Here is a 26,062-nt window from a genome sequence, read left to right on the forward strand (position 1 = left end):
GAGCGATCTGCTCGGCCGGAGCGGATTCTGTTTGCTGCTGCTGATTGCGCCGCTTCTTGCGGGGTTGCTCGGACTCGGCTGGAGCCGCCTGCTCGGCCGGAGCGGATTCCGTTTGCTGCTGCTGGTCGCGCTTCTTCTTTCTGGGCTGCTCTGCCTGCTGGCTTTGCGCGCAGGCCTCCGCCGACTCGCCCTCGGCGCAACTCGATTGCACTGGGATGAGCGGCGCTGCGGTACGTTGCACGGGGCCGAATGCGGCGTCGCCTTGCAGCGGGAACGCGCCTAGCGGCGCGGACGCCATCAACAGGCCAAGCGCCGTGCCTGCCAGAATCCGTGGTTGGCGTTTCATCATAAACACTCCTTGTGGCGTCCCATCCCTGCCCAAACTTTCAGCAACCATGTTTGGTTCCTGTTTGTAGGTTCTAGCTGTGGCACAGGGCGATTGACCGGCGTTTTGAAGGCGACTTCATGTCATTCGTATGGTCCTGGCGTATGTTCCGGCGTATGGTCCCGGCGTATCGTTCGGACGAGGGTGCACGGTTGCCGTGCTTGACCTTGAAGCGTCCGGGGGCCACATGCCGACGATGGAAAAGCCGTTCTGGAAGACCAAGACGCTCGAGGCGATGACCCCGGCCGAGTGGGAATCACTCTGCGACGGTTGTGGCAAGTGCTGCCTGTCGAAACTCGAAGACGAGGACACCGGAGAGATCTACTGGACCAGCGTCGGCTGCCGGCTGTTCGACGCTGGAAGCTGCCGCTGCTCCGACTATGCCAACCGGCTGGCGCGTGTTCCGGATTGCGTCGGGCTGACGCCGCAGAACGTGCGCACCATCAGCTGGCTGCCCAAGACCTGCGCTTACCGGCTGGTGGCCGAGGGCCGCGATCTCTATTGGTGGCACAGGCTGGTGTCGGGAAGCGACGAGACCGTGCACGAGGCCGGCATCTCGATGCGCGGCCGGGTCAGCGCCAGCGAGACCGACCTTGCCGAGCCGGACGACTATTTCGACCATATGCTCGCGGACGAGCCTTAGGATTTCCTGCGGTAACGAAGACCGGGAACCATGGCAAAAGGGTACGTTCCCCATCTGCCCTGCATAGAACGGTTCCAGAAACGGACAGACTAACGGCTGGCCCATTCTTGCCGCATGAACGGGGGATGAATGGCCGGTTCGCAAAAAATTCAGACAGGCGGGTGCATTCTCCTCGCATAGGTTTGACGAAAACGGGTGGAAACCCTCAAACAAGGAGAGAAGACAATGTTCAATACCATCAAGACGGTTGCTCTTTCGGCACTTGTCGGCCTTGGCACGCTTGCTGCCATCCCCGCTCATGCTGACAGCATCTATCTCGGCTTCGGCAACAACCAGGATCCGCGCGTCGGCGTCTATACCGGCGACGAAGATGATGGTTACTATCGCGAACACCGCCGTCATGGCGGCTGGCGCCGGTCCTGTTCGCCGGAGCGTGCCATTGACAAGGCCGAACGCATGGGCCTGCACCGCGCCCGCATCATCGACATCAACCGCCGCACGGTCAAGGTCGCCGGCCGCCAGTATGGCGACCGCGTCGTAATCGTATTCGCCAACGAGCGCGGCTGTCCGATCATCTATCGCTAAGGTCTTCGGGCTTGCGGCCGGCTGACTTGCAGCCGGTAGAGTAGCGGAGCCCTTTCCGCCAGGACGGAAAGCGCGGCTCAAAAAACCCCGGAGGATCAATCCTCCGGGGTTTTTTCATGCTGCAAGCGATGATCATTTCAATTCGAAAGTCACCGTCACCTGTGCGGTATAGGAATTCTCGCCGGCTTGCACCGGGACCGACGCGCCGGCGGCATCGAATGCCTTGGCGTTGATCGGCATCGGCGGTGGTGCGAAATTCTGGTCGGTGATTTCCAGGACCCGGCCGATGCCGACGCCGGCCGCTTCGGCCAGCGTCTTGGCCTTGGCCATGGCATTGGCGACGGCCTTCTTGCGCGCCTCGGTGACGGCTGCCGCCGGATCGTCGTTGGAGAAGGAGATGCCGCCGCCCTGGTTGACGCCGAGCGACACCGCCTTGTCGAGAATGTCGCCGGTCTTGTCGATGTCGCGGACGCGCACCGAAAGCGTGTTGGTCACCTGATAGGCGACAAGCTCGGCCTCCTGGCTGCCGTCGGGCTTGTTGGTGTAGTTATAGCGCGGATTGATCTGGATGCCCGCTGTCTGCAGGTCGCGCTCCTTGATGCCGGACGATTTCATGGCAGCGATCACCGCGGCCATGGCGTCGTTATTGGCATCGAGCGCTGCACGTGCCGTCTTGGCTTCGCGCATGACGCTGAGCGTCAGCAGAGCCAGATCGGGTGCTATCGCCGCCTCGCCTTCACCGGTGACGACGATACGCGGCGGCGGTGGCGAATCGGCGGCGGCCGCGATCGCCGGAAATGCGATTGCGGCGGCAATCGCCAGGGGCAAGATACGTCTGGTCATGAAATCTCCTCGATCTGGGATCCCAAGACAGCCGAGTGTTGGCCGGCGTCCAATGGGCGACGTGCAATAGGTTATCAATATGGGCTGATTTGGGCGATCCCTGCCAGCCCCCTTGGAACGCCTGCTCGGAAAGCCTTGTGCGGTTCAGGGAAAAACACTAATCCAGCGCCGTGGGGCCTGTAGCTCAATGGTTAGAGCCGGCGGCTCATAACCGCTTGGTTGGGGGTTCGAGTCCCTCCGGGCCCACCATTGGCTTTTGTGGCCGTTGATTTAATTGGATTTTTTGGCCATTTTTGTCCCACCTCTTTCAACCCCCTCAGAAAGTGGGACAATTTTGTTCTCTTTTCGATCGATAACCAGCAGGTATTTCGCCGCTCTCGCTACCTTCCGGCGACGCGCTTTCTTGATGTAGTGGTCGGGCTGCTGGTACGTAGTCCACCCATATATCGCCTTCAGCTGCTCGTGCGTCGCGCCGTTCTCAGCGGCGATCGTCGCGCCGGCCTTGCGAATTCCATGAGCACTGCAGTGCGGCAGCTCAGCTTGATCACACCACTGGCGCATCTTGTTGCCCAGACCGTTCTCCGAGAACGGGCGACCATACTCATTGACCAGGAAGGTCATCTGGTCGGAGGGCGTGTGCTCAAGTTCCGCCTCTAGTTCGGGCAGAAGCGGGAGCTCCACCAACACCGCATCCTTGTTACGACTGGTCTTCCCAGGCTTAATTCTGATCCACTTCTCCCACTGCTCGGTCTCCTCGTTGTAGACGAGCGTGATGTGCTGTCGACCGAAGATCGCGACGTCGGACAACCGCAGGCCAGTAAACATGAAGATCGAGAGCGCACGTCTGGCTGCGGTACCCAGCGGATGCCGCCTCTCATATTGAACGATCTCCGACACGTCCCATGGGTGCCAGCCGTCGCCGCTCTTTAGCCGTCTGATGCCGCGGGCGGGATTGGAGTCGACGCCCGGAATCTCTGTGTCCTTTGCCCACTCAAACATCGCGCTGATGGCTTTTACGATATTGTTTGCCGCGCCAAGGGCGTCGAGCCTGGTGTCCCTGATCTCCTTAACATGAGACCGTTTCATACCGGCGAATGGCAGAGATCCCTTGGTGGGATACTGAGGATCCGGGTCACCTTCGAGGGGATGAGGTAATTCGCATACGCGCTCCAGAATTGCTCGTCGGCGCGCCATAGTGTCTTGGGTGATTTCCGTGCCGCCCCGACGGTAATACTCCTGGCAAAGCCACAGCAACGTGCCTTTCTTCGCTGGCTCGGAAGGCTTGGGGAGGCGCCGGCAAATCTCGGGAAGAGTGCCGGGCCGAACATAAGTGACCTCGGCGCGCGCGCACCGCAATTCCTCGAGGAACTCGTCGCTGCCGGTCGGTTCACGGAGCCGGACCTTCTTCCGACCCGGTGCGCGAAAATAGTACCGATCATTGCCGTGGCGATCAGTGTCCTTCACTACGCCCTTAAGATCGATTTTCACGGGCTCATCCGTCATGTTCGTGGTTTTCGATCCCAAGGATTGTCTAGTGGCGGCGAATCTTCGTCAAGCTTTGGTGCTCCTCCGATTTGGCGGTGAGGGAGCTTTCGAAAGGCCAATACAAGTTCCTCGACGTCCCAAACAATGCGCCCCTTGCTCGGCATTCGTGGCTGGGGCATCCGGCCGTCCTGGACCATTTCATCAAAGGTCGTTGAGCTTACGCCGATGAACGTCGCAGCCTGCTCGCGATTGATTCCTACCGGCGGGAGCGAGGGCGGCAAGACGCTCGGGGTGCGTAGCATCGGTTTAGCGCGTTGAAAGCGCGTTTTTGACGCCTGCCTGTCTTCCTATGTACCTGTCCGAATATTGCAGACGCTCAATCATGTCCTGGCCCTGTGCTTGCAGGCTCACCCTAGGTCTCCAGACCTCAGGATCGCTCAAGACACCGGACTCTTTTCCAGCCTTTGTGTACGATGATGGGTATCTTAATGCGCTCGAGGCCAAGAACTGAATGGTCGGCGACTTGGAAGGGCAAAATGACCGTGGAACCACGAATCTGAGTCAGAGGCGGAATCCAACTGAGGAAAGTATGGCTGTGTTTTCAGACGGTTATGACTCTCATGCATGCGTAACAACCAACAAGAATACCAACAAAATGTTTCTGTGGTTACTTTCATTCCTCATGGAATGCGCGACTGATTTGGTCCGACAGCGGCTTCACAAAATAAGAAAGCGCCGTACGCTCGCCCGTCTGGATCATCGCTTCGGCCGGCATGCCGGGCACGAGCGTCAGGTCCTTGAGCTTCGTCAGTTCCGCATGCGGAACCGACAGACGCACCAGGTAATACGAAACGCCGTTTTTTTCGTCCGTCGCCAGATCGGCTGCGATCCGGCTGACATATCCGTTCAATACCGGCGTGGTCCTCAGATTGAAGGCTGACATCCGCAGCACGGCCTTGTGACCAAGCTGGATTTGGTCGATGTCCTTCGGGGTGATTCGTGCTTCAAGCGCAAGATCGTCGCCTTCCGGCACGATTAGCATAATCGGATCGGCGGGCGTGATCACTCCTCCGACCGTATGAACTGCGAGTTGTTGAATGGCGCCTGACTGCGGCGCGACAATATCGATCCGTCGCAGTTCCTGTTCAGCCGCCACCTTGCGCTCAACATACTCCCCAACCTGCGCCTGAACCTCTCTGAGCTCCTGGCCGACTTCCGTCTTGAAATCCGGATCGATCTGCAGGATCTGCAGGCGCGTTTCGGCTATGCGGGCTGCCGTCTGTGCCTGATGTGCAATCTTCTCACCGCGTTCGCCGCCGAAAGTGGCAACCTGCGTCTTCAGACTGTTCAAGCGTTGGTCCGAGACAATGCCTTGGTCGCGCAGCCCACTCAGGGCAGCAATTTCCTTTTGGAGGATCTCGGTGCTTTTCTCACAAGCGATTGCCTGCGCCTTGAGCCCCTCGATCTCGTGCTCATATTGAGTGATGCGTTCCGCTAGCTGCGCCTGCCTTCCGTCGCGGGATTGTCTGCGGAATTCGAACAGCCGCGTCTCGCCATGTACTGCCGAAGCTACGTCCGGAACATCTCTGCGGGCGAGCAGCCAGTCCGGGAAGGCGATCTCCGCCAGATCGTCACGCTCAGCTTCGAGTCGTGCCAGGTTGGCGGCCAGCTCATCGAGCCGCTTGGTGACTACAGCGAGAGTGGCGCGCGTCTGGGTGGCGTCGAGCCGCATGAGGATGTCGCCGGCTTTTACTTTATCACCTTCGCTCACCAGGATTTCTCCCACCACCCCGCCGGTCGGGTGCTGCACCTTCTTCACATAGGAATCGACGACAAAGTGTCCGGACGCGACAACCGCGCCGGAGAGATTCGTGAAGGCCGCCCAGGCTCCGGCTCCTCCCACAAAGATCACGCTCGCCAGCAGGCCCGCCACCAGGTGCCGGCGAATGGACCTGGAAACGTCATTGTTCTGATGAATGCCGGACACCGGGATCCTCCATGTCAGCGCGCTCGTTATCCTGTGTAGACTCGATGGCCTTGACCCCAGCGCCTGATGCCATCGCTGCCCCCTTAAGGACTTTGGAAAGCGCCTCATCACGCGCACCGAATGCTCGCTGCCGTCCACCTTCCATCACCAACACCAAATCCACGGCGCGGATGGCGCTCGGCCGATGGGCAACGACAACCGCAATGCCCTTGCGCTCGCGCACGGAGGCGATCGCCTTGACAACCGCAGCCTCGCCTTCCGCATCGAGATTGGCATTGGGTTCATCCAGCACAACAAGGAAAGGGTCTCGATAAAGAGCACGGGCAAGACCGATACGCTGGCGCTGCCCGGCGGAAAGTGCCGATCCGGCCTCACCAATCGGAGTTTCGTAGCCGTGCTCAAATCGGAGGATCAGTTCGTGCGTGCCCGCTGCTTTCGCCGCGGTGACAATAGCCTCAGGGTCAGGATTATCTTCAAAACGAGCGATGTTTTCGGCAATGGTGCCGTCGAATAGTTCAACACCTTGCGGCAAATAGCCGATATGACGGCCTAGCGCTTCCCGGTCCCATTGATCGAGGCTTGCGCTGTCGATGCGAACCTTTCCGGCGACCGGCGCCCATGCGCCGACGATGGCGCGCGAGAGTGTCGACTTGCCCGAACCCGATGCACCGATGATCCCGAGTGCGCTTCCCGCCTGAACGGCAAACGCAAGGCCGGTCACGGTCGGCTTCCTTTCGCCGGGCGGAACGATTGTCACGCCTTCGAGGCGGAGTTCGCGTTCAGGTGCAGGCATTGGCATAACAGGAGCGGTTTCAGGAACCTTTCCCAAGAGGTCCTCCAGCCGCGCCCAACCCTCGCGCGCCATGAGGAAGGGTTTCCAGCTTGAAATGGCCAGATCGACCGGAGCCAGCGCACGCCCCATCATGATCGAACTGGCAATCATGACCCCGGCCGTAGCCTCCTGCCTGATGACAAGGTACGCGCCGACGGCAAGAATGGCCGATTGCAGCAGCACGCGCAGCGACTTTGAAATGCCACCCAGCCCACCTGCCACGTCCCCGACTTTCCGGTTGGCGGCCAGATACTTGGCATTGGCCTTGTGCCATCGGGCGGCGATCCGCTTTGCGAGACCGAGAGCTTGCACGACCTCGGCATTGCGGCGCGCTGCTTCCAGTAGACCATTGCGTACCATGTTGTGGTCAATGGTATCGCGTATCGGCCCTTGCGAGAGAGTGTTGGTAAGGAGTGTCAGAGATGTGAGACCGATCGCCCCGATAAGTGCCGTCATGCCGATCCAGAAATGAAGGAGGAAGCAAATGCCAAGATAAAGCAGCATCCATGGCAGATCGAAGAACGCTGTCGGGCCGTTTCCACCTAAGAATCCGCGAACATTGTCGAGATCGCGTAGCGGCTGCAAGCCGTCGCCCGGCATGCGCGTTAAAAGCGGAAGGCGAACGATCGCATCGTGAACGCGTCCGGAAAACTGTTCATCGAAACGCTCGCCAATCCGCAGCAGCACGCGGGCGCGCAAAACGTCGAGCAGGCATTGGAACGCATAAAGCCCTGCAGCAAGCACGACGAGCCCCACTAGCGTCGATACGCTGCCACTTGCCAGAACGCGGTCGTAGACCTGAAGCATGAACAGCGGCGAGATCAGCGCAAGCACGTTGACCACGCCGCTGATCAACAGAATTCCCCAAATAGCGGAAGTCAGAGGGAAAGGTCTCAAAGCTGAATCCTTCAAGGAATGGTTACTCACGTAGGTCTCCGTGAGGATCTGGCGACCCAGCTCCCTATATTGCTCCCCGAGCGGCAACCGACTGCATCCGCTCGCTGATTCAAGATCAGTGCTCCCGCCGAATGTGTTTGGTTTGGCATCTAATGGAGCGGGTCAACAACAACACCGTCCGGCTGAAGGTTTGGAAGGGCAACGTCATCTGGCCGACCGCAAGGGCCCGAACAGGCTTCCGCCTCCACGCCTTCAGGGAGATTTCGGTGTACGACCAGCGCGACGTGCAGGGCTTCGTCAAGCTGTACACGCTGCGACTGCTCCCGGGCGCCCCGGCCCATCGCACGTAGCGGAAACGCAAAGCGCCCGCCCCCGGGGGGCGGGGCGCTGTTCCGTATGGGTTTTCTGGATCAAACGAAGGTGAAGTCCGACGCGGTCAGGCCTAGGTCGGCCACGGTGACCACACCGCCCAGGTGGACGAATTCATGCGCGCTGTTGTCGGCGGTGACATAGGCCAGAGTTGCGACTCTGTCGGTGTAGCTGCTTTGGTAGACAATGATGTCGCCGGCGTGCTCGCCGGAGATCGCACTCGCGGCTTCAGAAGCAGAGTTGAAAGATTCGCCAGTGATTACCACGACGTGTTCGCCGTTCGCACCCGAGGCCGCACCACTGTAGAAGCTGCTCACCGGGTAGCCGGACTGTATGCTGGCGTTGTTGACGAAGTTCGCGCCAAAACCGTCATTGTAGAGGCCCACCGCATCGAAGGCGAACTTGTCCTCCGCCGGGTTGAAATCGGTGATAGTGGTAATGTCCGACTTCGACCCGACAACCCCAGGCACCGGATTGTGGAACTGGAACACGAAGGTGTCATTGTCGGTGCCCCCGGTCAACGTGTCCTGGCCGTCACCAACGTAGAGGACATCCTGGCCGGGACCGCCGCTGAGCCTGTCATTGTCCTCACCGGAGACGCGCGGGTTGAAGCGGCCGTTGTCGCCGGAGAGATCGTCCCAGCCATCTCCGCCGAAGATGCGGTCGTTACCCTTGCCGCCGATGAGTCGGTCACTGTCCGGGCCACCCGAGATCTCGTCGTTGCCGCCACGACCGTCAATCCAGTCACCGCCCTGGAAACCCTCCATCCAATCGTCAAGCTCGGTGCCGATGAGTGTTTCGGCACCCGGGCCACCCTCGATAATCTTTGCCATCGAAAATACTCCTAATGATGCACCCTGCCTGACGCGTTCATATTGCTCATCGGATAATTAGAGAAATCGATTGCTTGGATAGACACACATTTACGAAATGGATGCATTCACGTTCACTTCGCCCTTCTGCTGAGCAGTTGCGGGCTCGCTGGCGGCGGGGACGCTGGTCGCCCAAGCAATCGATGAAGATTCGACACTCAAACCGGGACCAGGACGAACTTCGTAACGGGGCCGTCCTGGTTTGGGCCCCAAACTTCTCTCTGTTTGCTCGACGCCGGCATACCCGCACCGTGAGCGCTGGACGAGGACAAGTTCCGCTGGCGGAGAACGGCGTGATCGGCTTGCCGCGCCGAACTGATGGCGCTCGTCGAAGGCATGGACTGGACACGCGTTCGAGCCGAACGGCGACGGCGTCCGGCCGGAAGGCGGTGGCGAAGTGACTCAGGCGCAAAAGGCGGGCTTCAGGCCGTGCACAATAAGCTTCTGTCGGCGTCATGACGAGAAGCGCTTCGGCCCGTCCCCACGAAATCGATACGCTCAAGGCGATGTTCGTCGCCATGGCGGCGGAGAAGGCCGAACTGCAACAACTCCGGAGCGAAACACTCAAGGCCGAGATCGTCCGGATGGCGACACTCAACGAGCCTGCCCAGGAGCGGATCGCCGACCTTCATGGGATCGTCAAGCAGCTGGAGCGCGCCGCTTCGGTCGCAGCTCCGAGAAGCTCGAACGTGACCAGCAGGCCTTCGCCTTCGACGAAATCCAGACCGGGCTCGGCGCGATTGAGTCCGAGCTCGAGGCCGCAAGACCGACAGGCGAGCCGCGACGTGCTGCGCGACCGCGCAAGGCGTTCCCGGCGCATCTGGAGCGGGTCGAGATCGTTATCCAGCCCGAGCCATGGGGGAAGAAGCGCTCCCGCAGCCAATGGTCCAGTCCGTCAAACGCGGTCGGCCGCACAGGCTTGCGAAACGGAACAGTCCCGCCCTCGCTTAGATACCGAGGCACCGTGTTGCGAGCGCACCCGAATTCGTTCGCCCGTCGGTTCCCCAGCCAAGCTCATGCAGCGGCAGCATCGCTGCCACCTCTTCAGGCTGAAGGAGCTGCTCTCCCTGCATCGTTCTCGACAATGCAGGAATCGCCCAATCCCAATCGCCATCCATGCCTCCTCTCATAACCGAGGGGTCGTCGGCCGACAACTGAGACGTCCGGTGCTCTTAGGCGGGGTAATCATACGAGATGCCTCCTGCAACATCATTTCCCGCATCCATAGGCTTGCCGGATCATTATTGTGAAGCGCAGGCCATTGGACGGCCTCCGTGAATGCGGCAGGAAGTGGCGGCGGAAGTTCGACAATCCGCAGGGGTGTTAATTTTGCGAAATGCTGCGCCAACCGTAAGGGCATTGTCCCGATGCGGTTGGTGCCTGATATAAGGGGCGGGATCATGCTAAAGCCCTGTACGACGACCTCGATACGTCTCTCGAAACCGTTCTCGAGCAAATACCATTCCTCGATGGAGGGCTGCCGGGTGTCCCCGAATTTAAGCACAACCTGCCCCATCGACAAGTATCGGTCGAATGTAAGTGGCTCTGACAGCTGCTTGTTCGTGCCGCAGCCTACGCATACGAGTATATCTTCGAACAGGGCTGCGCGAGGATGTTTCGACATGAACACTTCCGGCATAATCAGAAAATCAACGTCGCCGCGCCGGAGAAGCTCCTCGGGGTCGTCGGAAATAAGCAGACATTCGAAGCGGACGGCGGGAGCTTCCCGCGCAGCACGCTTTACGATCTTCTTAAAAAATACGAGCGTGAGGTAATCGGAAAGGATGATGCGGAAGCGACGATCCGATCGGGCCGGGTTAAAGGCGTCCCAGGAAATAATCGACAGCTGGATGTGCAGCAATGCCTCCCGGACTGCTGTGGCGAGCCCCTCCGCGCGCGGTGTCAAAATGAGTTCGCGGCCGTTCATCGTAAATAGCTCATCGCTGAAATAGGCGCGTAACCGACCGACGGCGGCGCTCATGGCCGGCTGACTCAGGTTAATACTGCGGGCCGCGGCGGTGACTTTACGCTCCCTGATCAAAGCGTCCAGCACAACGAGGAGATTTAGATCAAGTCCCTTAAAACGCATGTATTGACCTATCCGACGCGTGGATGGGTATCGCCCAAAGAATCAATTTTACGAATGGTGAGTAGCGTCAACGCATCAGCCGACGACGAAATAGAGCAACCGATAGGAAGAACGGCAAAACCGTGTATATGCAAAGCGCGCCGATATGCAGGCCCATGCTGCCGGCCGAACGGCCAAGCATCGCCGGACGAATGAGGTCAATTGCATGTGCGAGCGGCAACAAGGAGGCGACGTCCTGAAAAGCGCCGGGCAATTGGTTGACCGGAAACATCGCGCCGCAAAGGAACAGCATGGGTGTTATAACAAGCGTATTATAAAATATGAAATATTCATAACTGGGCGCAAGCGCCGTGACGACCATCGCTAGACTCGCGAAGGCGAGGCCACTGAGAGCGATGACTGGCAGCAAGCAGAGGATGGATGGCCACGATGTGTAGCCGAGCGTGGTGGCAACAATAGTGATTGCTGTGCCCGCCATCAGGGCCTTGGTGGCTGCCCACGCCAATTCGCCGAGTAAGATATCGCCGAGCGTCAGCTGAGTGCATAGCATTCCTTCCCAGGTGCGCTGGTTGTCCATGCGGCCGAAACTCCCGTAAACCGTTTCAGCAGTCGCCGATGCCATCGCGCTTGTGGCAACCATGCCAGCCGCGAGAAACGCAATGTACGAAGTGCCCTCAACAGGACCTATCATTGTTCCGATGCCAAAGCCGAGACCGAACAGATAGATCATCGGATCGGCGAGGTTGCCGAGAACCGATGCAAGCCCGATTTTCTTCCATCCAAGATAGTTGCGGCGCCAAACCGCGACCCAATTCCATGCATTGGCGGGCATGGCCGCCGCATAACGTTCGCCCATTGTTCAGTCCTCCATCTCGCGCCCGGTTAGCCGCAAGAACACATCCTCGAGATTGGGGGGACGCTGCAGAAGGCGCAGACCCGCGCGCCCGCGTAGCTGCACCAGCACCTGCTCCGGATCGGGTGCATAGCAAAAAAGCGTCTCACCGCTCACCTCGATGCGCTGTGCGTACGGCCGGATCAGCGCACCCAGTTCATGCGGATTGCCGCCGTAGACCTCGACCACGTCACAGCCGATCTGCTCGTCAATGAGTGCGGACGGGCGGCCTTCGGCGATCTTGCGCCCCTCCTCCATAACGCACAGCCGATCGCACAGCCGCTCGGCCTCTTCCATGAAATGGGTAGTCAAAAGAATAGTCTTGCCCCGCGCCAGCAGCGATCGCAGCCGTTCCCAGATCAGGTGGCGGGCCTGCGGATCGAGGCCGGTGGTCGGCTCGTCCATCACTAGCAAGTGCGGGTCATTGATCAGCGCACGCGCGAGCGTCAGGCGCCGCTTCATGCCGCCGGACAGTTCGGCGACGCGCGCATCCGCTTTGTTCTCGAGGCGGGCGAACTCAAGCAGCGACGGTATGACCGCTTCGATCTGGCGTCTGCTCATCCGGAAGTAGCGCCCGAACACCAACAGGTTCTCGCGTACAGTGAACGCGTTATCAAGATTGTCGAACTGCGGGACCACGCCGATGCGCATACGTGCCAAACGCGCGCGCGCCGGCACTGGAGCGCCGAGCACAGTAATCTTCCCCGCATCAGGCGATGTCATGCCGAGGACCATACGCGCAATCGTGCTTTTGCCCGCACCGTTCGGTCCCAAGAGCCCGAAGCATTCCCCCGCCGCAACGCGGAACGACAGTCTGTCGACAACGAGCTTGTCATAAGTTTTGCTTACGTCAGTAAGATCGATCGCTACCATGGACATGGGTTCATTTTACCGAGAGGGACGCCAAGACTGGCGGTTGCTTGGTTGCCTGCCGGACCTGAAACTGTGACTCGTCTTCGCCATCCCAGCCGTCGATAACGAACTGATCGACATCACAAGGATTTAGCCCCTGTTCCGCCAAAGCGGCGACAATTGCGTCGAGATTATCGATGGTTTGATAACGCGGATTGTTGTGCCGCTTTTCCTGCTCAACGCAGAAGACGAGCCGTCCATCCTCGACAAGGGCGATCGCCCCATCATGGGTCAGCTTGGTACCACAGATGCGCATAGTGTCTCCACGTTAACGCCGATAGATTCGATTCATCAGGAAGCGGAAAGCGGGTTCCGGAAACGGACGAGCAAGCAGTCTTCGTTGACCGACTCGCCCCGACACTCAAGACGCTCTACCTCGATCAACGTTTCGTTCAGCATGGCGATGACCGGCTCAGCACCAGCGGCGTGACCCCAGCGACGGCAATTAGCATCCCTTGCCGATCCGAAGATCAGATGCCCGCCTGGCGCAAGCACCCGCACCAGGTTTTTGACGGCCGCGCGCATCTCGGCTATGTCTTCGAGGTAGTATAGGACCTCCGCCACAACGATCAGGTCAAACAACTCGTCGGTCGAAAACTGTTGAACATCGGAGACTATCCAGTTGATGCGCGACGGCTCCTTTATCCGTTGACGTGCTCGAGCAATCGCTTGCGCCACGACATCGATGACGGTGAGCCCTTGGCAGTAGGGGGCTAGTTTTTCCGTGAATGCGCCGGCAGCGCACCCGACTTCGAGGGCATTTGTAATGGGGCCTTGGGCAAGCGCCAGCTGGAGCATTTGCGTGTGGCGCTCCCGCTCGAACGGATTGCCGTCGAGGCGCCACGGATCGTCTGCGGCCAATTCCCGATCGAGCAACTGATGATTCATGTTCTGGGTCAAACTCGTCCACCTCTCGTCCACCTAGGTAATTAGCGATCATTCGTCGCCGCAGATGTTGCTCGACAGCGCTAATCCCGAAGAATCCGCGCAAGATTGAGCCTGCGAAGCGGAGCCGCATGCGGTGAGAATTCTGCCCTGCTTGATCCAGTGATCGGAGTTTGGGTGGGGGCCTGTTTTCCCCCAGTGTTCGATGTAGCGACAGCAGAGCTTCGCGACAGCCAATCGCTATTGCTCAATGTACACAGCGCGTAGGCCTTCAAGGGAAGTAAGAGAAAGATGTTGATGAACGTGTGCAGGGAAAAGCCCAGAAATCGAAACTGTCGAGCACGAAATGCTACCACGCTGCATCGGAGCATGGTCATGGACACAATCATCAGTCCTGTCCACCAAGGCACAGTGCCTGTCAGTGCGAAATGTGCGAGGCCCGTTAGTACCGATAGGGCGAGGAGTAGCGGCCCGAGATTCTGTCCGACCACGTCCAACGTGAGATAGCTATTGAGGCCGGGCAGCAAGCGCAGCCCAAGCAGCGTGTCCCGGAATGTGCTTCGTGCCCAACGGAGTTGTTGGCGCAGATACGGTCCGAGTCTGTTCGGAACGACTGTGGCCGCGATGGCGCCCGGAACGTACTCGGTTCGAAAGCCTGCTTTCAGCATGAGGATAGTGAGATGGCGATCCTCCCCGAAGTCGCTTGGCTTGCCCCGAAAAAATTGCGACTCGTACTGGTCCAGTAACAAAAGGAGCGCAGACCGGCGGTACATGGCACATGGGCCGCAACAGCACATAACGGCACCGAAGCGAGCCTGTGCCGCGCGCTCCTCGTTGCAAGCCAGCCAGTACTCCATGTCTATCAGCCTTGTCAGCCAGCTCTCGCTCCGGTTACTGGCAATCAACTGACCCATGACTGCGCCGACCGCTGGATCTCGCATCTTCGGTACAAGCTTGGTGATGACGTCGGACGCGAGTATCGTGTCTGAATCAACGTTAAGCACCAAATCCCCGGATGAGCGGCGTATCGCGGCGATCTGCGCCTTGCGCTTTCCAACATTCTCGGGAAGCAAAATGATGTCGAACCTAGGGTCGCGCGCGTAGGTTTCGTGGACAGTTCGTACGGCTTCGCGATTTCCAGAACCGTCATCAACCACATAGACCCGAAGTCTTCCGGCGTATTCTTGGTCTGCAATGGACGCCAGGCACTCTGAAAGCGTGCGCGGATCCTCGTTGAAGCAGGGGACGATGACATCCACGCTGGGCAGTTGATCGGAGCCGACGAGATCCTCCAACGCCGATGAGTCGTTTGTCGGCAGAGCATAAATCCCCTGCATGCTCTTATAAGCAGTCGAGAGCAGTGCATAAAGCGAAATGGCCACAGTGCTGGTTGTACCAAGAAGAGTCATGGGATCTCGTTTGTTCAGTGATGTTGAGGAAGTGAGCGGATTACAAATCCGCGCTCATGAAGTGCTGGAATCAGCCGGGACAGCGCCGTGACCGTCTGGTCGCGCAGACCGGCGTGAGCGCCCTGGCTCAACTCGCCGGGAGGGCATCCGTCGTGCAAGAGTACGATTGCGCCCGGCCGGACAGAGGCGAGCACGGTATCGATAATCGCGTCGACCCCAGGGCGAGACCAATCTCGAGGGTCGACGGACCAATGGAGGGCCGTCAGCCCGGCGATCTGTGACGCTGTGAAGACTTCTTCGCTCCAGGCCCCGTAGGGCGCGCGAATATAGCGCACCGAGGCCTGAGGGCACGCCCTCATGATGGCGCCGTTCGCTTCAAAGATCTCACGTTGCACTTCGCCGAAGCCGCATTTGTACAGATCCGGATGAGTCATCGTGTGGTTGCCTAGCTCGTGCCCTTCTGCAAACATTCGTTGGATTAGATCCGGGTGCTCTAAGGCGTAGGCGCCGATGACGAAGAAAGTGGCCGGCACCCGCTGCTCTGCCAGCACATCCAGAATCTCCGGTGTGAAAAGTGGATTGGGACCGTCGTCAAACGTCAGATAAACGCTGCGACGGCCGGTGCCGTCAGAGCACTCACGGCGCACTTCGTACAAGCAATCGGGACGGCTCATAGCTCTGGTCCGTTCCGATCGATCATCGTGCCCGTGGGCCATTCGCTGATCGGCCGTCCAACTGGCAGAACAATGGTGAGTGCGTCATCAATGCGTGTGGGCGGCAGGTCGAGGCGCGCCTCTGGTCGGGTGGAGCGCACGCGAATTCCCGACAAGACGGCCAAAGGGCTGTATCGCCGCCCGAACCTCTCAACATGATTCCGCAGCGCGTGCCGGACGGTTCCGAAAGCGAATGGAACGCCAAGCTCCTGCAGTATTGGAAGCACGACATGGATTGAATGGGCGATTCCGAGACTCTCAAGATCCGGACGTACCCCGTACAGGCCCAGCTCAGCCACCAACAGATCGACCGCGTCAACCTTGATGAAACGGCGCAGTATGCCCATGTGAGCCGCTACACCGTTCGAATCATAGGCGATTGCGCGGAGTTCAGGCCTGGCGCCGGCCCAGCTTCGACTACCTTCGAACGGTTCTGCGTTGGACGCCCCAGTCGGCCCGTAGGTATTACGAAAGAACTGGGCGAGCTCGACGTGGTCCGAGAGCTGCAACTCGTTTTCCCAGCACAATTTCCACTGCACCTGAGGGCGCATTCAGGACCTCTCTTCAAAATAGTTTCTTGCGGGCCGCATTACCCGGCCAAAGCGGCGGCGTTGTTGGCTGCACTCAACCGTTGTCGTTAGCGAAGGTGAGCCAGCCGGTGGGGCTCGCCAATGAGCTCTCTCGATGTTCCCGCCCGTCGCGGCGCCGTCGATTTGAGCTTGACGTCGGTCATTTACGTTCCTCTAATGCATGGTTCGTAAATTCGTAAAATTGATTGTTTAGATGATGCCCATCCACACGCTGGATAGATCAGGATATGCGGTTTAAGGGGCTGGATCTGAATCTCCTCGTTGTGCTGGACGCTCTGATCAGGGAGCGTAAAGTCACTGCCGCGGCCAACAGTATTAACCTGAGCCAGCCGGCCATGAGCGCCGCCGTCGCTCGGTTACGCGCCTACTTCAGCAATGAGCTATTTACGATGAACGGCCGCGAGCTCATTTTGACACCGCGCGCGGAGGGGCTTGCCCCAGCAGTCCGGGACGCATTGCTGCACATCCAGCTATCGATTATTTCCTCCGACGCCTTTAACCCAGCCCAATCGGATCGTCTCTTCCGAATCATGCTTTCCGATTACCTCACGCTCGTGCTTTTTAAGAGGATCGTAGAGCGTACTGCGCGGGAAGCTCCCGCCGTCCGCTTCGAATGTCTGCCTATTTGCGACGACCCCGAGGAGCTTCTCCGGCGCGGCGACGTTGATTTTCTGATTATGCCGGAAGTGTTCATGTCGAAACATCCTCGCGCAGCCCTGTTCGAAGATATGCTCGTATGCGTAGGCTGCGGCACGAACAAGCAGCTGTCAGAGCCACTTACATTCGAGCGATACTTGTCGATGGGGCATGTCGTGCTCAAATTCAGGCACACCCGGCAGCCCACCATGGAGGAGTGGTATTTGCTCGAGCACGGTTTCGAGAGACGTATCGAGGTCGTCGTACAGGGCTTTAGCCTGATCGCGCCCGTCATATCAGGCACCAACCGCATCGGGACCATGCCCTTACGGCTGGCGCAGCATTTCGCAAAAACAACACCCCTGCGGATTGTCGGACTTCCGCCGCCACTTCCTCATCCCGCATTCACGGAGGCCGTCCAATGGCCCGCGCTTCACAATACTGATCCGGCAAGCCTGTGGATGCGGGAAATGATGTTGCAGGAGGCATCTCGCCTGGCGCCTTTGCTTGAAAGCTATTGAGCGTCTCGGGCTTCCTGGAGGCGGTCGCGATCGCGTAGGAGCGGTTGCCATTCGGGCGTCAGGCCTTTGGCTCGGCAGAGCGGCGCAGTTCCTTGCTGAGTACGAGGGCCAGGAACGAGCAGAACACATGCCCGGGTTGGTGCTGAGTTGACTGCCGCCTCCGATTTCGCGTGCGAAGTCCCAGAAGATGTTTAGCCCCACTCAAATGCCAACTTTGCCGGCCCTGCCGCGGCTTTTCACGCGCGGCCAGGCGAGGAGATGCCGGTCGACGAGGTCAATCCCAATGGACTGTGCCGGCCTCGCTCGGCTACTGGCGTGAGGCATCCTTGACGACACCGCCCTGCACCGACAACGTCGAGATGTTGGCAATGAAGCCGGTCGCGATTGACGCTGCGGATGTAGGCAATTTACCTCGCGCTTCCGCCTGAACGCGTGGCCGATCCGTTCACCCAATTGGCGCTTCATCCTGGGCCGCGGCTCAGGCCTGTGGGGTGCGGCTACCCCGCGTGGATGGGATCATCAATCAACTTTCTCTCATTTATGAAAGGAAACTTCCCCGCTTACGATAGAGGCCATCAGTTTCATATATTTTCCGGCAGATGAATGTCGAACGGCAGAAATGTCTGTCCTGGTGTTTCAGCAGTGCCGGTCTCGATAGCCCGCGTCATCAGCGTTATCAGCTCCTGGGAAAGCCGGCGCATTGGCGTGGCGACCGCCATCGTGATGATGTTATCAGCGAGTGCCGCCCGAGATTCCGGCGTGATTTCATTCACGATCGCGACGAGATCGCGACTTTTACCCTCTTCCCGGACCGCGGAGATGGCGCCCTCCATGCCGCCCCCGGCGACATAGAAGCCGACGAGCTCGGGTTCCCGCTGCATGAGATCAAGCGTTGCCTCGTAGGTGACCTGCCGTTTCTCCAGGTTCACAAGCGGATCGAGCACCTCGAACGTCGGCGCGTTCTCACGGCAATAGGAGCGAAAGCCGACGTCACGGAGCTCGTGCCCCTGGAAACGATGGCTACCGACAAACACCGCCACCTTGCCGGGCCGTTTTGCGACCTTGGACACCATCCAAGCGGCCGTGCGCCCCACCTTGCGGTTGTTGAGGCCGATATAGCCCTGTCGCACGCCGGCGGCGAAGTCGGAAAGCAGCGAGAAAACCGGAATGCCTTTGGCCTTGAGGTCCTCAACCGCTGCTGTAATTTTTGGGTGGTCCGGTGCCACCATCGCGATCGCATGGCAGCGTGCGCCCAAATCCTTGAGCGGTGCGATTAGGTCGCTCGGCATATGTGACGGGGCGAATTGGATGAGCGGAATGCCGTGGAAGGACTGGGCCAAATTGACCGACGCTTCGACCTCGCGCGCAAAGTCTTGGTAGAAATGCTGGGCCGGTTTTCTCAAGATGAAGCCCAGACGGTAGCACGGTAGGTCTCGCCGCAAGCGCTGCTTGATGAGCCCGGCAGCATGATAGCCGATCGCGTGGGCGGCGTCGTGGACCCGCCGCGCGGTCTCCTCGCGCACCGGATGGCGGGCGTTCAGAACCCGATCGACCGTTGCTACGCTGACTCGGGCTTCGCGGGCGAGATCGGCAATTGTGGGGCGCTTGGTCATGGGTCCTATTCTGATTGGTTTTTGACGCAGGCTGGCTCTCTGTCACCTAGCGCGATTCGACAATGGTTTCGGGTGGGCAAAGTGAAGACGCCCGCACACTGAATGATCGACAGCGTATTGGACTACTCCAGACGTAGACCGGCCGGGTATAACGGAAGGTTCATTCGCTTAGGGCGGCGATGATTTGCACTCACACATTTAGCGCTTCTGATACATGGTCCGTGAGGCGCCGTTTAGAGCCTGCGAGTCGATCGTTCAGGTCATGTGACCAGCTTGGCGAAACCGGTCGCGGTGCGTCGCCCTTACTCGGCGGAGGATAGCCGGTTTGATGCCTCGGCAACCTGATGACCGCAGAAGGCGGCTTTCATCTGCGCTTGGTCCAATTCTCCTTCCCAGCGGGCGACGACGAGGGATGCCACTGCGTTACCAACGCAATTCGTCAACGCCCGGCATTCGGACATGAAGCGGTCGATGCCGAGTATCAGGGCCATCCCAGCAACGGGAACACTCGGAACTACGGCGAGCGTAGCAGCCAGGGTGATGAAGCCCGCACCTGTCACACCTGCAGCGCCCTTGGAGGAAAGCATCGCAACGAGCAGCAGCAGCACCTGATCGCCGATTGACAGATCGGTGTTCGTCGCCTGCGCGATGAAGAGGGCCGCCAGGGTCATGTAGATATTCGTGCCGTCCAGATTGAACGAATATCCGGCCGGGATGACGAGACCCACAACCGAACGCCTGGCGCCCGCCTTCTCCATCTTCTGCATGAGCGAGGGGAGCGCGGCCTCCGAGGAGGACGTTGCGAGGACAAGCAGCAGCTCTTCCTTGATGTAGCGAATGAGAGAACAGATCGAAAAGCCGTTGTAGCGGCAGACCGCGCCGAGAACCCCGAACACGAAGAGGAAGGCGGTGAAATAGAACGTCGCGACCAGCATCGCGAGGTTGACGACCGAACCGATGCCATATCTGCCGATGGTGAAGGCCATTGCGCCGAAAGCGCCGATCGGCGCGGCTTTCATCAGAATGCCGACGAGCTTGAAGACAGGCGCGATGAGCGCCTGAAGGAAGGAAACGACAGGCTTGCCCGTCTCTCCGGCCATCGCGAGCGCCATGCCGAACAGAACCGAGAAGAACAGCACCTGCAGGATGTCGCCTTCCGCGAAGGCGCCGACTATCGTTGGCGGGATGATGTTCATCAGGAAGCCGGTGACCGACTGCTCGTGGGCCTTTGCGGCATAGGTATTCACGGCCTGGACATCGAGCGAGGCCGGATCGATGTTGAGGCCGGCGCCAGGCTGGACGACATTGGCGACGATCAGGCCGACGATCAGCGCGAGCGTCGAGAAGGTGAGGAAATAGACCATTGCCTTGCCGGCGACCCGGCCGACCTTGTGAAGATCGTTCATGCCGGCAATGCCGGTCGCAATTGTCAGGAAGATGACAGGCGCGATGATCATCTTGACCAGCTTGATGAAGGCATCACCCAGCGGCTTCAGGCTCTCGCCGGTTCCCGGATAGAAATAGCCAATTGCGACGCCGAGGGCGATGGCGGCAAGCACCTGCGCGTAAAGCTTGGCATAGAAGGGTTTGCGGGGCGCGGGACTCGCGCCGCGGACTTGTGCAGCTGACACTGTTTCTCTCTCCCTGACCGGATCGAGGTGGCGTGACTTCTCCCGGGCTTCTCCCTATAGCGGCGCTCCGGTCGAACGCTGCACCAACGCCGCCGCAATACCCATGCCAAATGGATCCGCATGACCTGAACTGACGTTGGGCTCGCCAATGATGGGATGAATGCGGTGGCACAAGACGGGAATGACAAGGCCGCCGTCCAGCACGCGCTTGATGTTCTCCGGCAGATTGCCGGTCGATCTCTCTGGCTTGCGGTTTTGCTGCACATCGTGGTGGGCTCCTCGGTTTGCCGACTTTGGGAAGGGGCCGCATCGCTGGCACCAGAGCGGAGAATTGCCGTGTTCTTTGCCGCGCTGCCGCTGCAGCGACAGCTTGAAAGCGACGTCGAGACGTAGGGATTGACGCCGCTGGTGCTGACCGCGACGATGCGGTTCCGAGCACCGCCGAGAAAGCCGCGCTCGACCGCCACCTTCGCGCCTTCACACGCGACGCCGCCGCCTTATCTGCGTCATCAATATCGAGGAAATGGCGGTTGCCGCGACCGACCAGTGTCGTCGGCAGTGATTATCGCTCCCGCCCCTGGTTCGCAGGCGCTGGTGACTGGCACGGCCCGGCAACTCGGCGCGGTCAGCCGCTCGGGCACCGCATCGCCGGCGCCGTATTTCTGTCGTTCAACATCGCCGACAAAATTAGAACTGATGAATTCTATCATAGGCCGCGAGGTTTCCTTTCACGAATGAAAGAAAGCTCGATTGACTATCCCGCCTCGCTCCAGTCTTTTGAAAATCAACGTGTGGTTGCCCCCGTGCAAGCCGAGAACGTGGCCAAGCTTCGTGGAGGGAGAGCCAAGCGATGCGTCAGGGGTCGACCCGCTTTGCACTCGACCACACGGCGGTGGCACGAGTTCACGTCAGAGCATTTTCGCGCTTGCCCGCGACGTCGCGGGCGCACATGCCGCCGGCATGCATTTCATGGCGCGAGATCGAGGATCATATGCACCACAACATTCCCAAATCAGAACAAAATGCCAGCGAGTGCCGCATTTCGCTTCCGGATGCGAAAAGGGCTTACCCAAAGTCCGAGATGAACACCGCGGTCCCTTTTGTGCCATCGCACGAGCACGCGCTTACCGGCATCTTCGAAATATCGAAAGTACTCACCGACCCCGCCCGGCTCGAAGTCACGTTGGCCAAGGTCGTCGATCTCCTGCCCTCGTTTGTGCAGATGCGGCACGGCATCATCGCTCTCTTCGACGCTGAGGGCGTACTGGACATCACCGTAGTCACCGGCTGCGACGAGAACAGCGATGAGCGCTCCCGGATGCGCCTGCCGCGCAAGGCAATCGATCTGATTGTGACGACGGACACGCCGCTCGTCGCCGAGAACATAGCGGTGCATTCGGCCTTCACTGCCGCTGACATAGAGGTGCTTGGGGCCTCCGACACCGTGTCCTTCATCGGCGTTCCCATTCGTGTTGATGGGAACGCCGTAGGCACGCTGACTATCGACCGCGCCTTGGACAGCAGGTCAACGTATCGGCTCGATTATGATGTCCGGCTGCTCACGATGATCGCCAACATGGTGGGACAGACAGTCAAGTTGCACCGCTTCTCCGCGGGCGACCGCGAACGACCGACAGAGGTGGAAGATCGGCTGCAAACGCAATTCTCTGATGTCAAGCACCCTGCACCGCAGCGCAAGAAGGTTCACGTCAAGGGGATGATTGGCGATAGTCCGGCGCTAAGCGCGCTGCTCGAGAAGATCGCAGTGGTAGCTAAGGCAAAGACCACGGTTCTGTTGCGAGGCGAATCCGGTACCGGGAAGGAGCTGGTCGCCAAGGCAATTCACGAGTTGTCGCCGCGCGCCAAGCGGCCCTTCATCAAACTCAATTGTGCAGCGCTGCCAGAGACAGTCCTGGAATCCGAATTGTTCGGTCATGAGAAGGGTGCCTTCACAAGCGCGTTCAATTCCCGCAAGGGTCGCTTTGAGCTCGCCGACAAGGGGACGTTGTTTCTGGATGAGATCGGCGAGATCTCGGCCTCCTTCCAGGCAAAGCTACTGCGCGTGCTGCAGGAGCAGGAGTTTGAGCGCGTCGGCAGCAACCAGACCATCAAGGTCGACGTTCGCGTGATTGCCGCCACGAACAGGAACCTTGAAGAGGCGGTTGCAAGGAATGAGTTCCGCGCCGACCTATATTATCGCATCAACGTGGTTCCCTTGCTGGTGCCGGCATTACGCCAAAGGCGCAGCGATATTCCGCTCCTCGCAGCTGAGTTTCTCAAGAATTTCAACGATGAGAACGGCCGTACGCTGACCTTCGATGCGCGTGCGATTGAAGTACTGATGAAATGTGAATTTCCCGGCAACATTCGCGAGCTTGAAAATTGCGTGCACCGGACAGCGATCCTGGCGGAGGGACGATCAATCGGGAGAAACGACTTTGCGTGCTCCCACGACCAATGCTTTGCCGAGGCGCTGCGGAAGAGCAGATCGGGCAAGGCCGCGCTGCAACCAGCGCCAATCCTCCCAGAGGCAGTGAATCCGGCCACGCCGCCGGATGCGGCCGCTCGTTCGGCCGCCACCACAGTCCCGCCTGCCGGAGCAACCCACTCATTGGGCGCGAGGACCACCGACGCCGAGCGCGTCATTGCTGCCATGGAAAGATGTGGCTGGGTGCAGGCAAAGGCGGCGCGCCTACTTGGACTGACCCCGCGCCAGATTGGCTACGTGCTGAGGAAATACGGCATCGAGGTCAAGCGTCTGTGAAAGCTTGACTCAGGCGGATTAGCTGAGACCGCTTAGCGGCTTGGCCCGCGCAGGGATGCAGATCCGCGTCCGCGTCAAGTCGATCCGACCGAGGACAGCCTGGCCGAATTCCCGTGGCAGCCGGCGTTGCGACCATCTTGTGAAAGGCGACGCTGCCATCGTCAATCCGTCCGCCATGTTGCTCTCGTTGCGAGCTCATACGGATGCCCCTGTGCGACTGAAACGGAGATAAAATATGTCCGATGCAAAACTGCAAGCTGTGCTTTCGTCTCTTCCGCAAGGGACGCGACAGTTAGATGCTCTGCCGTCCAACGGACCAGCGCCGGACAAAAGTTTTGTCAAGCTGAATACGAATGAGAACCCGTTTCCGTTGCCGCCAATCATAATGCAAAGTGCAGTGGCGGCCCTCCAGCGCCAGTATCTGTATCCGGACGACGATAACATCAGCTTGAGGGAAGCAGCGTCCAATACCTATGGCGTATCCACGGATCAGGTCATCGCAGGCAACGGGTCGTCTGAACTGCTCGGACTCATCTACAGAGCTTTCCTCGCCCCTGGCGACAAGGTGGCGATGATATCGCCAGGGTTTTCGTTCAACCGCAAACTTGCCATGTTGCATGGTGCTGAGTTTCTCGAGATCGGATGTCAAACTCATTCGCTGCCAATGGAGCAATTGCTTTCCGGTCCGGCAAAAGACGCCAAGTTCATTCTGGTGGCCAATCCAAACAATCCGACCGGAACATTCCTCTCGATAAGCAATATCGAACGCCTCGTGGCACAATCGGATCGCCTGGTCGTCCTTGATGAGGCCTACGTCGACTTTGCACCCGATCACGGGCTGCGCCTCATCAACCGTTATTCGAACCTTCTGATCTTGAGAACATTTTCGAAGAGCTATGCCGCCGCCGGCATTCGCGTCGGTTTCGGTTTCGGTCACCCTGAGATTATTGGCAGGCTGCGCAACATCCAGAACGTCTTCAACATGAACGTGATTGGGCATGCGGTTGGTATCAGCGTGCTTGCGCATCGCGGCGCCTACGCAGAGAACCACAAGCACATCAGACATGAACGACAGCGAGTGACAGCCGCACTGTCGCAACTTGGATTTTCCGTAACGCCCTCCCACGCAAATTTCTTGCTAGCCCGTGTACCAGCGGGACAGGACGGCTCATGGTGGCAAGCAGCCTTGGAAAGGCAAAAGATACTCGTTGCCTACTTTCCGGACAATGGTTTGGAACATTGCATCCGCGTCAGCATCGGCACAAAAGAGCAATTGGATGCATTTCTTGCTGCCGCTCGCGATATAGTTGGAAGCTCAAACATACCAAGCACCACGGGCAGGGGAGCGTCAGGCTCTGCTCGTTCGGTACGCTGACGCTAATCCGATATCACACATTGCTATCTTTAGACTTGCTTGGTCACCCAAGCACGACAACATTTTTCTTCAAAATCGGGGACAATATCGAGTGACAAACGTCTTTCCTTCAAACCTAGCCTTCGGCATCTTCGATCATCTGGACGAGGACGGCCTCGATATCGCCCGGCAGTACGAAGATCGCCTGATATTAGCAGAGGCGTGCGATCAGCTAGGGTTCTATGCCTATCATCTCGCAGAGCACCACTGTACCCCCCATGGGAGAGGTCCATCGCCGAATCTGTTCTTATCGAGCGTCGCCCAGCGCACCCGGCGCCTGCGTCTCGGACCCTTGGTGATGCTGCTTGCGCTTTATCATCCGCTGCGTGCGTTCGAAGAGATCTGTATGCTGGACCAGTTGAGCGGTGGCAGGCTCGAACTGGGCATAGGGCGCGGTGCTCTCCCGATCGAATTGGGTTACTTCGGGATTGGTGCGGACGCGGTGCCGGGCCGCTATGCGGAAGCCAGCGAAATTCTTGTTGAAATACTTGTTAATGCCATGAAGGTTGGCACGCTGTGCTATCAAGGCCGCCATTTTGAGCTCAATGACGTTCCTTTGACGCTAAGACCTCATCAGCGTCCACATCCGCCGACATGGGTCGCCGCCAATCGACCCGAGTCCGCAGCCTGGGCCGCTGCGAATGGAGCAAATATCGCGTGTGTAGGACCTTCCTCTTCTGTTCGCAAAACTACTGATGCGTTCCGCGCCTATCGAGAGGACAACGCTGGCGCGGGCGATCAAGCGCCATTTATTGGATTGCTCCGCATGGTCGTGGTTGGGCGTTCTGAAACAGACGCGTATTCGATCGCGGCACCTGCTTACGATCGATGGCTCAAGAGCTTCCAATTCCTTTACGACCTTAATGCCATCCCGACTCCACCAAACCTGCCGCTGACCTTCGATGCGGCAATAGAGCGTGAATTGTGCGTGGTAGGATCAGCAGCGTCTGTGCGAGAAGCCCTGCTCAGTCAGTTGGAAGAGGCAGGTGCTAACTACCTTCTTTGTCAACTGGCATTTGGAAATCTGCCGCTAGATGCTTCCCTGTACACCGCGACGACCATTCAATCCGAAATCATGGCTCGACTTGGCTGACC

23 protein-coding genes, 1 tRNA gene and 4 pseudogenes are annotated in these 26,062 nt (G+C 59.1%); 10 read left to right on the forward strand and 18 right to left on the reverse strand.

The window, feature by feature from the left end; genetic code table 11:
* Nucleotides 1-346 (reverse strand): annotated as a pseudogene (locus NKI41_RS17610) (OmpA family protein); the annotation flags it as partial.
* Between the two features lie 235 nt (nucleotides 347-581).
* Between NKI41_RS17610 and NKI41_RS17615 the strand changes: the two are divergent.
* Nucleotides 582-1,028 (forward strand): YcgN family cysteine cluster protein, encoded by a 447-nt coding sequence (locus NKI41_RS17615; protein WP_023678278.1) that lies wholly within the window; start codon nucleotides 582-584, stop codon nucleotides 1,026-1,028.
* A gap of 225 nt (nucleotides 1,029-1,253) precedes the next feature.
* A complete protein-coding gene (locus NKI41_RS17620) occupies nucleotides 1,254-1,613 on the forward strand; it encodes a hypothetical protein (RefSeq protein ID WP_352637442.1) in 360 nt (119 codons plus the stop codon).
* Between the two features lie 132 nt (nucleotides 1,614-1,745).
* On the opposite strand, the gene NKI41_RS17625 is transcribed toward NKI41_RS17620, so the two are convergent.
* Nucleotides 1,746-2,456 (reverse strand): SIMPL domain-containing protein, encoded by a 711-nt coding sequence (locus NKI41_RS17625; protein WP_352472400.1) that lies wholly within the window; start codon nucleotides 2,454-2,456, stop codon nucleotides 1,746-1,748.
* A 173-nt stretch (nucleotides 2,457-2,629) separates the two neighbouring features.
* On the opposite strand from NKI41_RS17625, the gene NKI41_RS17630 reads away from it, so the two are divergent.
* Nucleotides 2,630-2,705, forward strand: a tRNA-Ile gene (locus NKI41_RS17630).
* A 21-nt stretch (nucleotides 2,706-2,726) separates the two neighbouring features.
* On the opposite strand, the gene NKI41_RS17635 is transcribed toward NKI41_RS17630, so the two are convergent.
* The 3 genes from NKI41_RS17635 to NKI41_RS17645 all read right to left on the reverse strand — a co-directional run bounded on the left by NKI41_RS17635 (nucleotide 2,727) and on the right by NKI41_RS17645 (nucleotide 7,672).
* The gene (locus NKI41_RS17635; protein WP_352637438.1) at nucleotides 2,727-3,944 is read right to left on the reverse strand and encodes a tyrosine-type recombinase/integrase; all 1,218 of its coding nucleotides are present in this window, start codon (nucleotides 3,942-3,944) and stop codon (nucleotides 2,727-2,729) included.
* Nucleotides 3,945-4,614: 670 nt separating this feature from the next.
* Nucleotides 4,615-5,928 carry an HlyD family type I secretion periplasmic adaptor subunit gene (locus NKI41_RS17640; RefSeq protein ID WP_352548197.1) on the reverse strand — a complete coding sequence of 438 codons (1,314 nt, stop codon included), beginning with the start codon at nucleotides 5,926-5,928 and terminating at the stop codon, nucleotides 4,615-4,617.
* Nucleotides 5,903-7,672: a type I secretion system permease/ATPase gene (locus NKI41_RS17645; protein WP_352637459.1), complete on the reverse strand. Its 1,770-nt coding sequence runs from the start codon at nucleotides 7,670-7,672 to the stop codon at nucleotides 5,903-5,905. Before NKI41_RS17645 ends, NKI41_RS17640 begins: the two co-directional genes overlap by 26 nt.
* A 137-nt stretch (nucleotides 7,673-7,809) precedes the next feature.
* Between NKI41_RS17645 and NKI41_RS17650 the strand changes: the two genes are divergently transcribed.
* Nucleotides 7,810-8,007, forward strand: a complete 198-nt coding sequence (locus NKI41_RS17650) for a hypothetical protein (protein WP_352637436.1) — start codon at nucleotides 7,810-7,812, stop codon at nucleotides 8,005-8,007.
* A gap of 60 nt (nucleotides 8,008-8,067) precedes the next feature.
* Here the strand turns inward: NKI41_RS17650 and NKI41_RS17655 are convergent, their stop codons facing one another.
* Complete coding sequence (locus NKI41_RS17655) at nucleotides 8,068-8,859, reverse strand: calcium-binding protein (protein WP_352637434.1); 792 nt, start codon at nucleotides 8,857-8,859, stop codon at nucleotides 8,068-8,070.
* Nucleotides 8,860-9,295: 436 nt separating this feature from the next.
* Here NKI41_RS17655 and NKI41_RS17660 point away from each other — a divergent pair.
* Nucleotides 9,296-9,676 (forward strand): annotated as a pseudogene (locus NKI41_RS17660) (transposase domain-containing protein); the annotation flags it as partial.
* Nucleotides 9,677-9,753: 77 nt separating this feature from the next.
* Here NKI41_RS17660 and NKI41_RS17665 read toward each other — a convergent pair.
* From NKI41_RS17665 to NKI41_RS17705, 9 genes and pseudogenes are all read right to left on the reverse strand, one after another.
* Nucleotides 9,754-10,016 (reverse strand): annotated as a pseudogene (locus NKI41_RS17665) (hypothetical protein); the annotation flags it as partial.
* 8 nt (nucleotides 10,017-10,024) lie between these two features.
* The gene (locus NKI41_RS17670; RefSeq protein WP_352684243.1) at nucleotides 10,025-10,987 is read right to left on the reverse strand and encodes a LysR family transcriptional regulator; all 963 of its coding nucleotides are present in this window, start codon (nucleotides 10,985-10,987) and stop codon (nucleotides 10,025-10,027) included.
* A gap of 67 nt (nucleotides 10,988-11,054) precedes the next feature.
* On the reverse strand, nucleotides 11,055-11,843 hold the full coding sequence (locus NKI41_RS17675) for an ABC transporter permease (RefSeq protein ID WP_352684246.1): 789 nt from the start codon (nucleotides 11,841-11,843) through the stop codon (nucleotides 11,055-11,057).
* A gap of 3 nt (nucleotides 11,844-11,846) precedes the next feature.
* Nucleotides 11,847-12,758 (reverse strand): nodulation factor ABC transporter ATP-binding protein NodI, encoded by a 912-nt coding sequence (gene nodI, locus NKI41_RS17680; RefSeq protein ID WP_352684248.1) that lies wholly within the window; start codon nucleotides 12,756-12,758, stop codon nucleotides 11,847-11,849.
* Between the two features lie 43 nt (nucleotides 12,759-12,801).
* Nucleotides 12,802-13,047: pseudogene (locus NKI41_RS17685) on the reverse strand (carbamoyltransferase N-terminal domain-containing protein); the annotation flags it as partial.
* Nucleotides 13,048-13,082: 35 nt separating this feature from the next.
* On the reverse strand, nucleotides 13,083-13,679 hold the full coding sequence (gene nodS / locus NKI41_RS17690; protein WP_352684345.1) for a nodulation methyltransferase NodS: 597 nt from the start codon (nucleotides 13,677-13,679) through the stop codon (nucleotides 13,083-13,085).
* A gap of 80 nt (nucleotides 13,680-13,759) precedes the next feature.
* On the reverse strand, nucleotides 13,760-15,085 hold the full coding sequence (gene nodC / locus NKI41_RS17695) for a chitooligosaccharide synthase NodC (RefSeq protein WP_352609807.1): 1,326 nt from the start codon (nucleotides 15,083-15,085) through the stop codon (nucleotides 13,760-13,762).
* 14 nt (nucleotides 15,086-15,099) lie between these two features.
* On the reverse strand, nucleotides 15,100-15,759 hold the full coding sequence (gene nodB, locus NKI41_RS17700) for a chitooligosaccharide deacetylase NodB (RefSeq protein ID WP_352457035.1): 660 nt from the start codon (nucleotides 15,757-15,759) through the stop codon (nucleotides 15,100-15,102).
* Complete coding sequence (locus NKI41_RS17705) at nucleotides 15,756-16,349, reverse strand: NodA family N-acyltransferase (protein WP_352483781.1); 594 nt, start codon at nucleotides 16,347-16,349, stop codon at nucleotides 15,756-15,758. The genes nodB and NKI41_RS17705 overlap by 4 nt, the downstream gene beginning before the upstream one ends.
* A gap of 266 nt (nucleotides 16,350-16,615) precedes the next feature.
* On the opposite strand from NKI41_RS17705, the gene NKI41_RS17710 reads away from it, so the two are divergent.
* On the forward strand, nucleotides 16,616-17,545 hold the full coding sequence (locus tag NKI41_RS17710; protein WP_352506788.1) for a LysR family transcriptional regulator: 930 nt from the start codon (nucleotides 16,616-16,618) through the stop codon (nucleotides 17,543-17,545).
* Between the two features lie 581 nt (nucleotides 17,546-18,126).
* Here NKI41_RS17710 and NKI41_RS17715 read toward each other — a convergent pair.
* The 3 genes from NKI41_RS17715 to NKI41_RS17725 all read right to left on the reverse strand — a co-directional run bounded on the left by NKI41_RS17715 (nucleotide 18,127) and on the right by NKI41_RS17725 (nucleotide 21,053).
* Nucleotides 18,127-19,158, reverse strand: a complete 1,032-nt coding sequence (locus NKI41_RS17715; RefSeq protein ID WP_023678260.1) for a LacI family DNA-binding transcriptional regulator — start codon at nucleotides 19,156-19,158, stop codon at nucleotides 18,127-18,129.
* 302 nt (nucleotides 19,159-19,460) lie between these two features.
* A complete protein-coding gene (locus NKI41_RS17720; RefSeq protein ID WP_352620933.1) occupies nucleotides 19,461-20,789 on the reverse strand; it encodes a dicarboxylate/amino acid:cation symporter in 1,329 nt (442 codons plus the stop codon).
* A 54-nt stretch (nucleotides 20,790-20,843) separates the two neighbouring features.
* Complete coding sequence (locus NKI41_RS17725) at nucleotides 20,844-21,053, reverse strand: hypothetical protein (RefSeq protein ID WP_352503017.1); 210 nt, start codon at nucleotides 21,051-21,053, stop codon at nucleotides 20,844-20,846.
* A gap of 132 nt (nucleotides 21,054-21,185) precedes the next feature.
* Between NKI41_RS17725 and NKI41_RS17730 the strand changes: the two genes are divergently transcribed.
* From NKI41_RS17730 to NKI41_RS17745, 4 genes are all read left to right on the forward strand, one after another.
* Nucleotides 21,186-21,527: a hypothetical protein gene (locus tag NKI41_RS17730; RefSeq protein ID WP_352684251.1), complete on the forward strand. Its 342-nt coding sequence runs from the start codon at nucleotides 21,186-21,188 to the stop codon at nucleotides 21,525-21,527.
* A 253-nt stretch (nucleotides 21,528-21,780) separates the two neighbouring features.
* Nucleotides 21,781-23,553, forward strand: coding sequence for a nif-specific transcriptional activator NifA (nifA, locus tag NKI41_RS17735; RefSeq protein ID WP_352566037.1), 1,773 nt, complete (start codon nucleotides 21,781-21,783; stop codon nucleotides 23,551-23,553).
* Between the two features lie 235 nt (nucleotides 23,554-23,788).
* Nucleotides 23,789-24,928 carry a histidinol-phosphate transaminase gene (gene hisC / locus NKI41_RS17740; RefSeq protein ID WP_352684255.1) on the forward strand — a complete coding sequence of 380 codons (1,140 nt, stop codon included), beginning with the start codon at nucleotides 23,789-23,791 and terminating at the stop codon, nucleotides 24,926-24,928.
* Between the two features lie 91 nt (nucleotides 24,929-25,019).
* Nucleotides 25,020-26,060, forward strand: coding sequence for an LLM class flavin-dependent oxidoreductase (locus NKI41_RS17745; RefSeq protein ID WP_352594659.1), 1,041 nt, complete (start codon nucleotides 25,020-25,022; stop codon nucleotides 26,058-26,060).
* Nucleotides 26,061-26,062 lie beyond the last annotated feature (2 nt).

The organism is Mesorhizobium sp. M0601 (assembly GCF_040320845.1).
Taxonomy (GTDB): Bacteria; Pseudomonadota; Alphaproteobacteria; order Rhizobiales; family Rhizobiaceae; genus Mesorhizobium.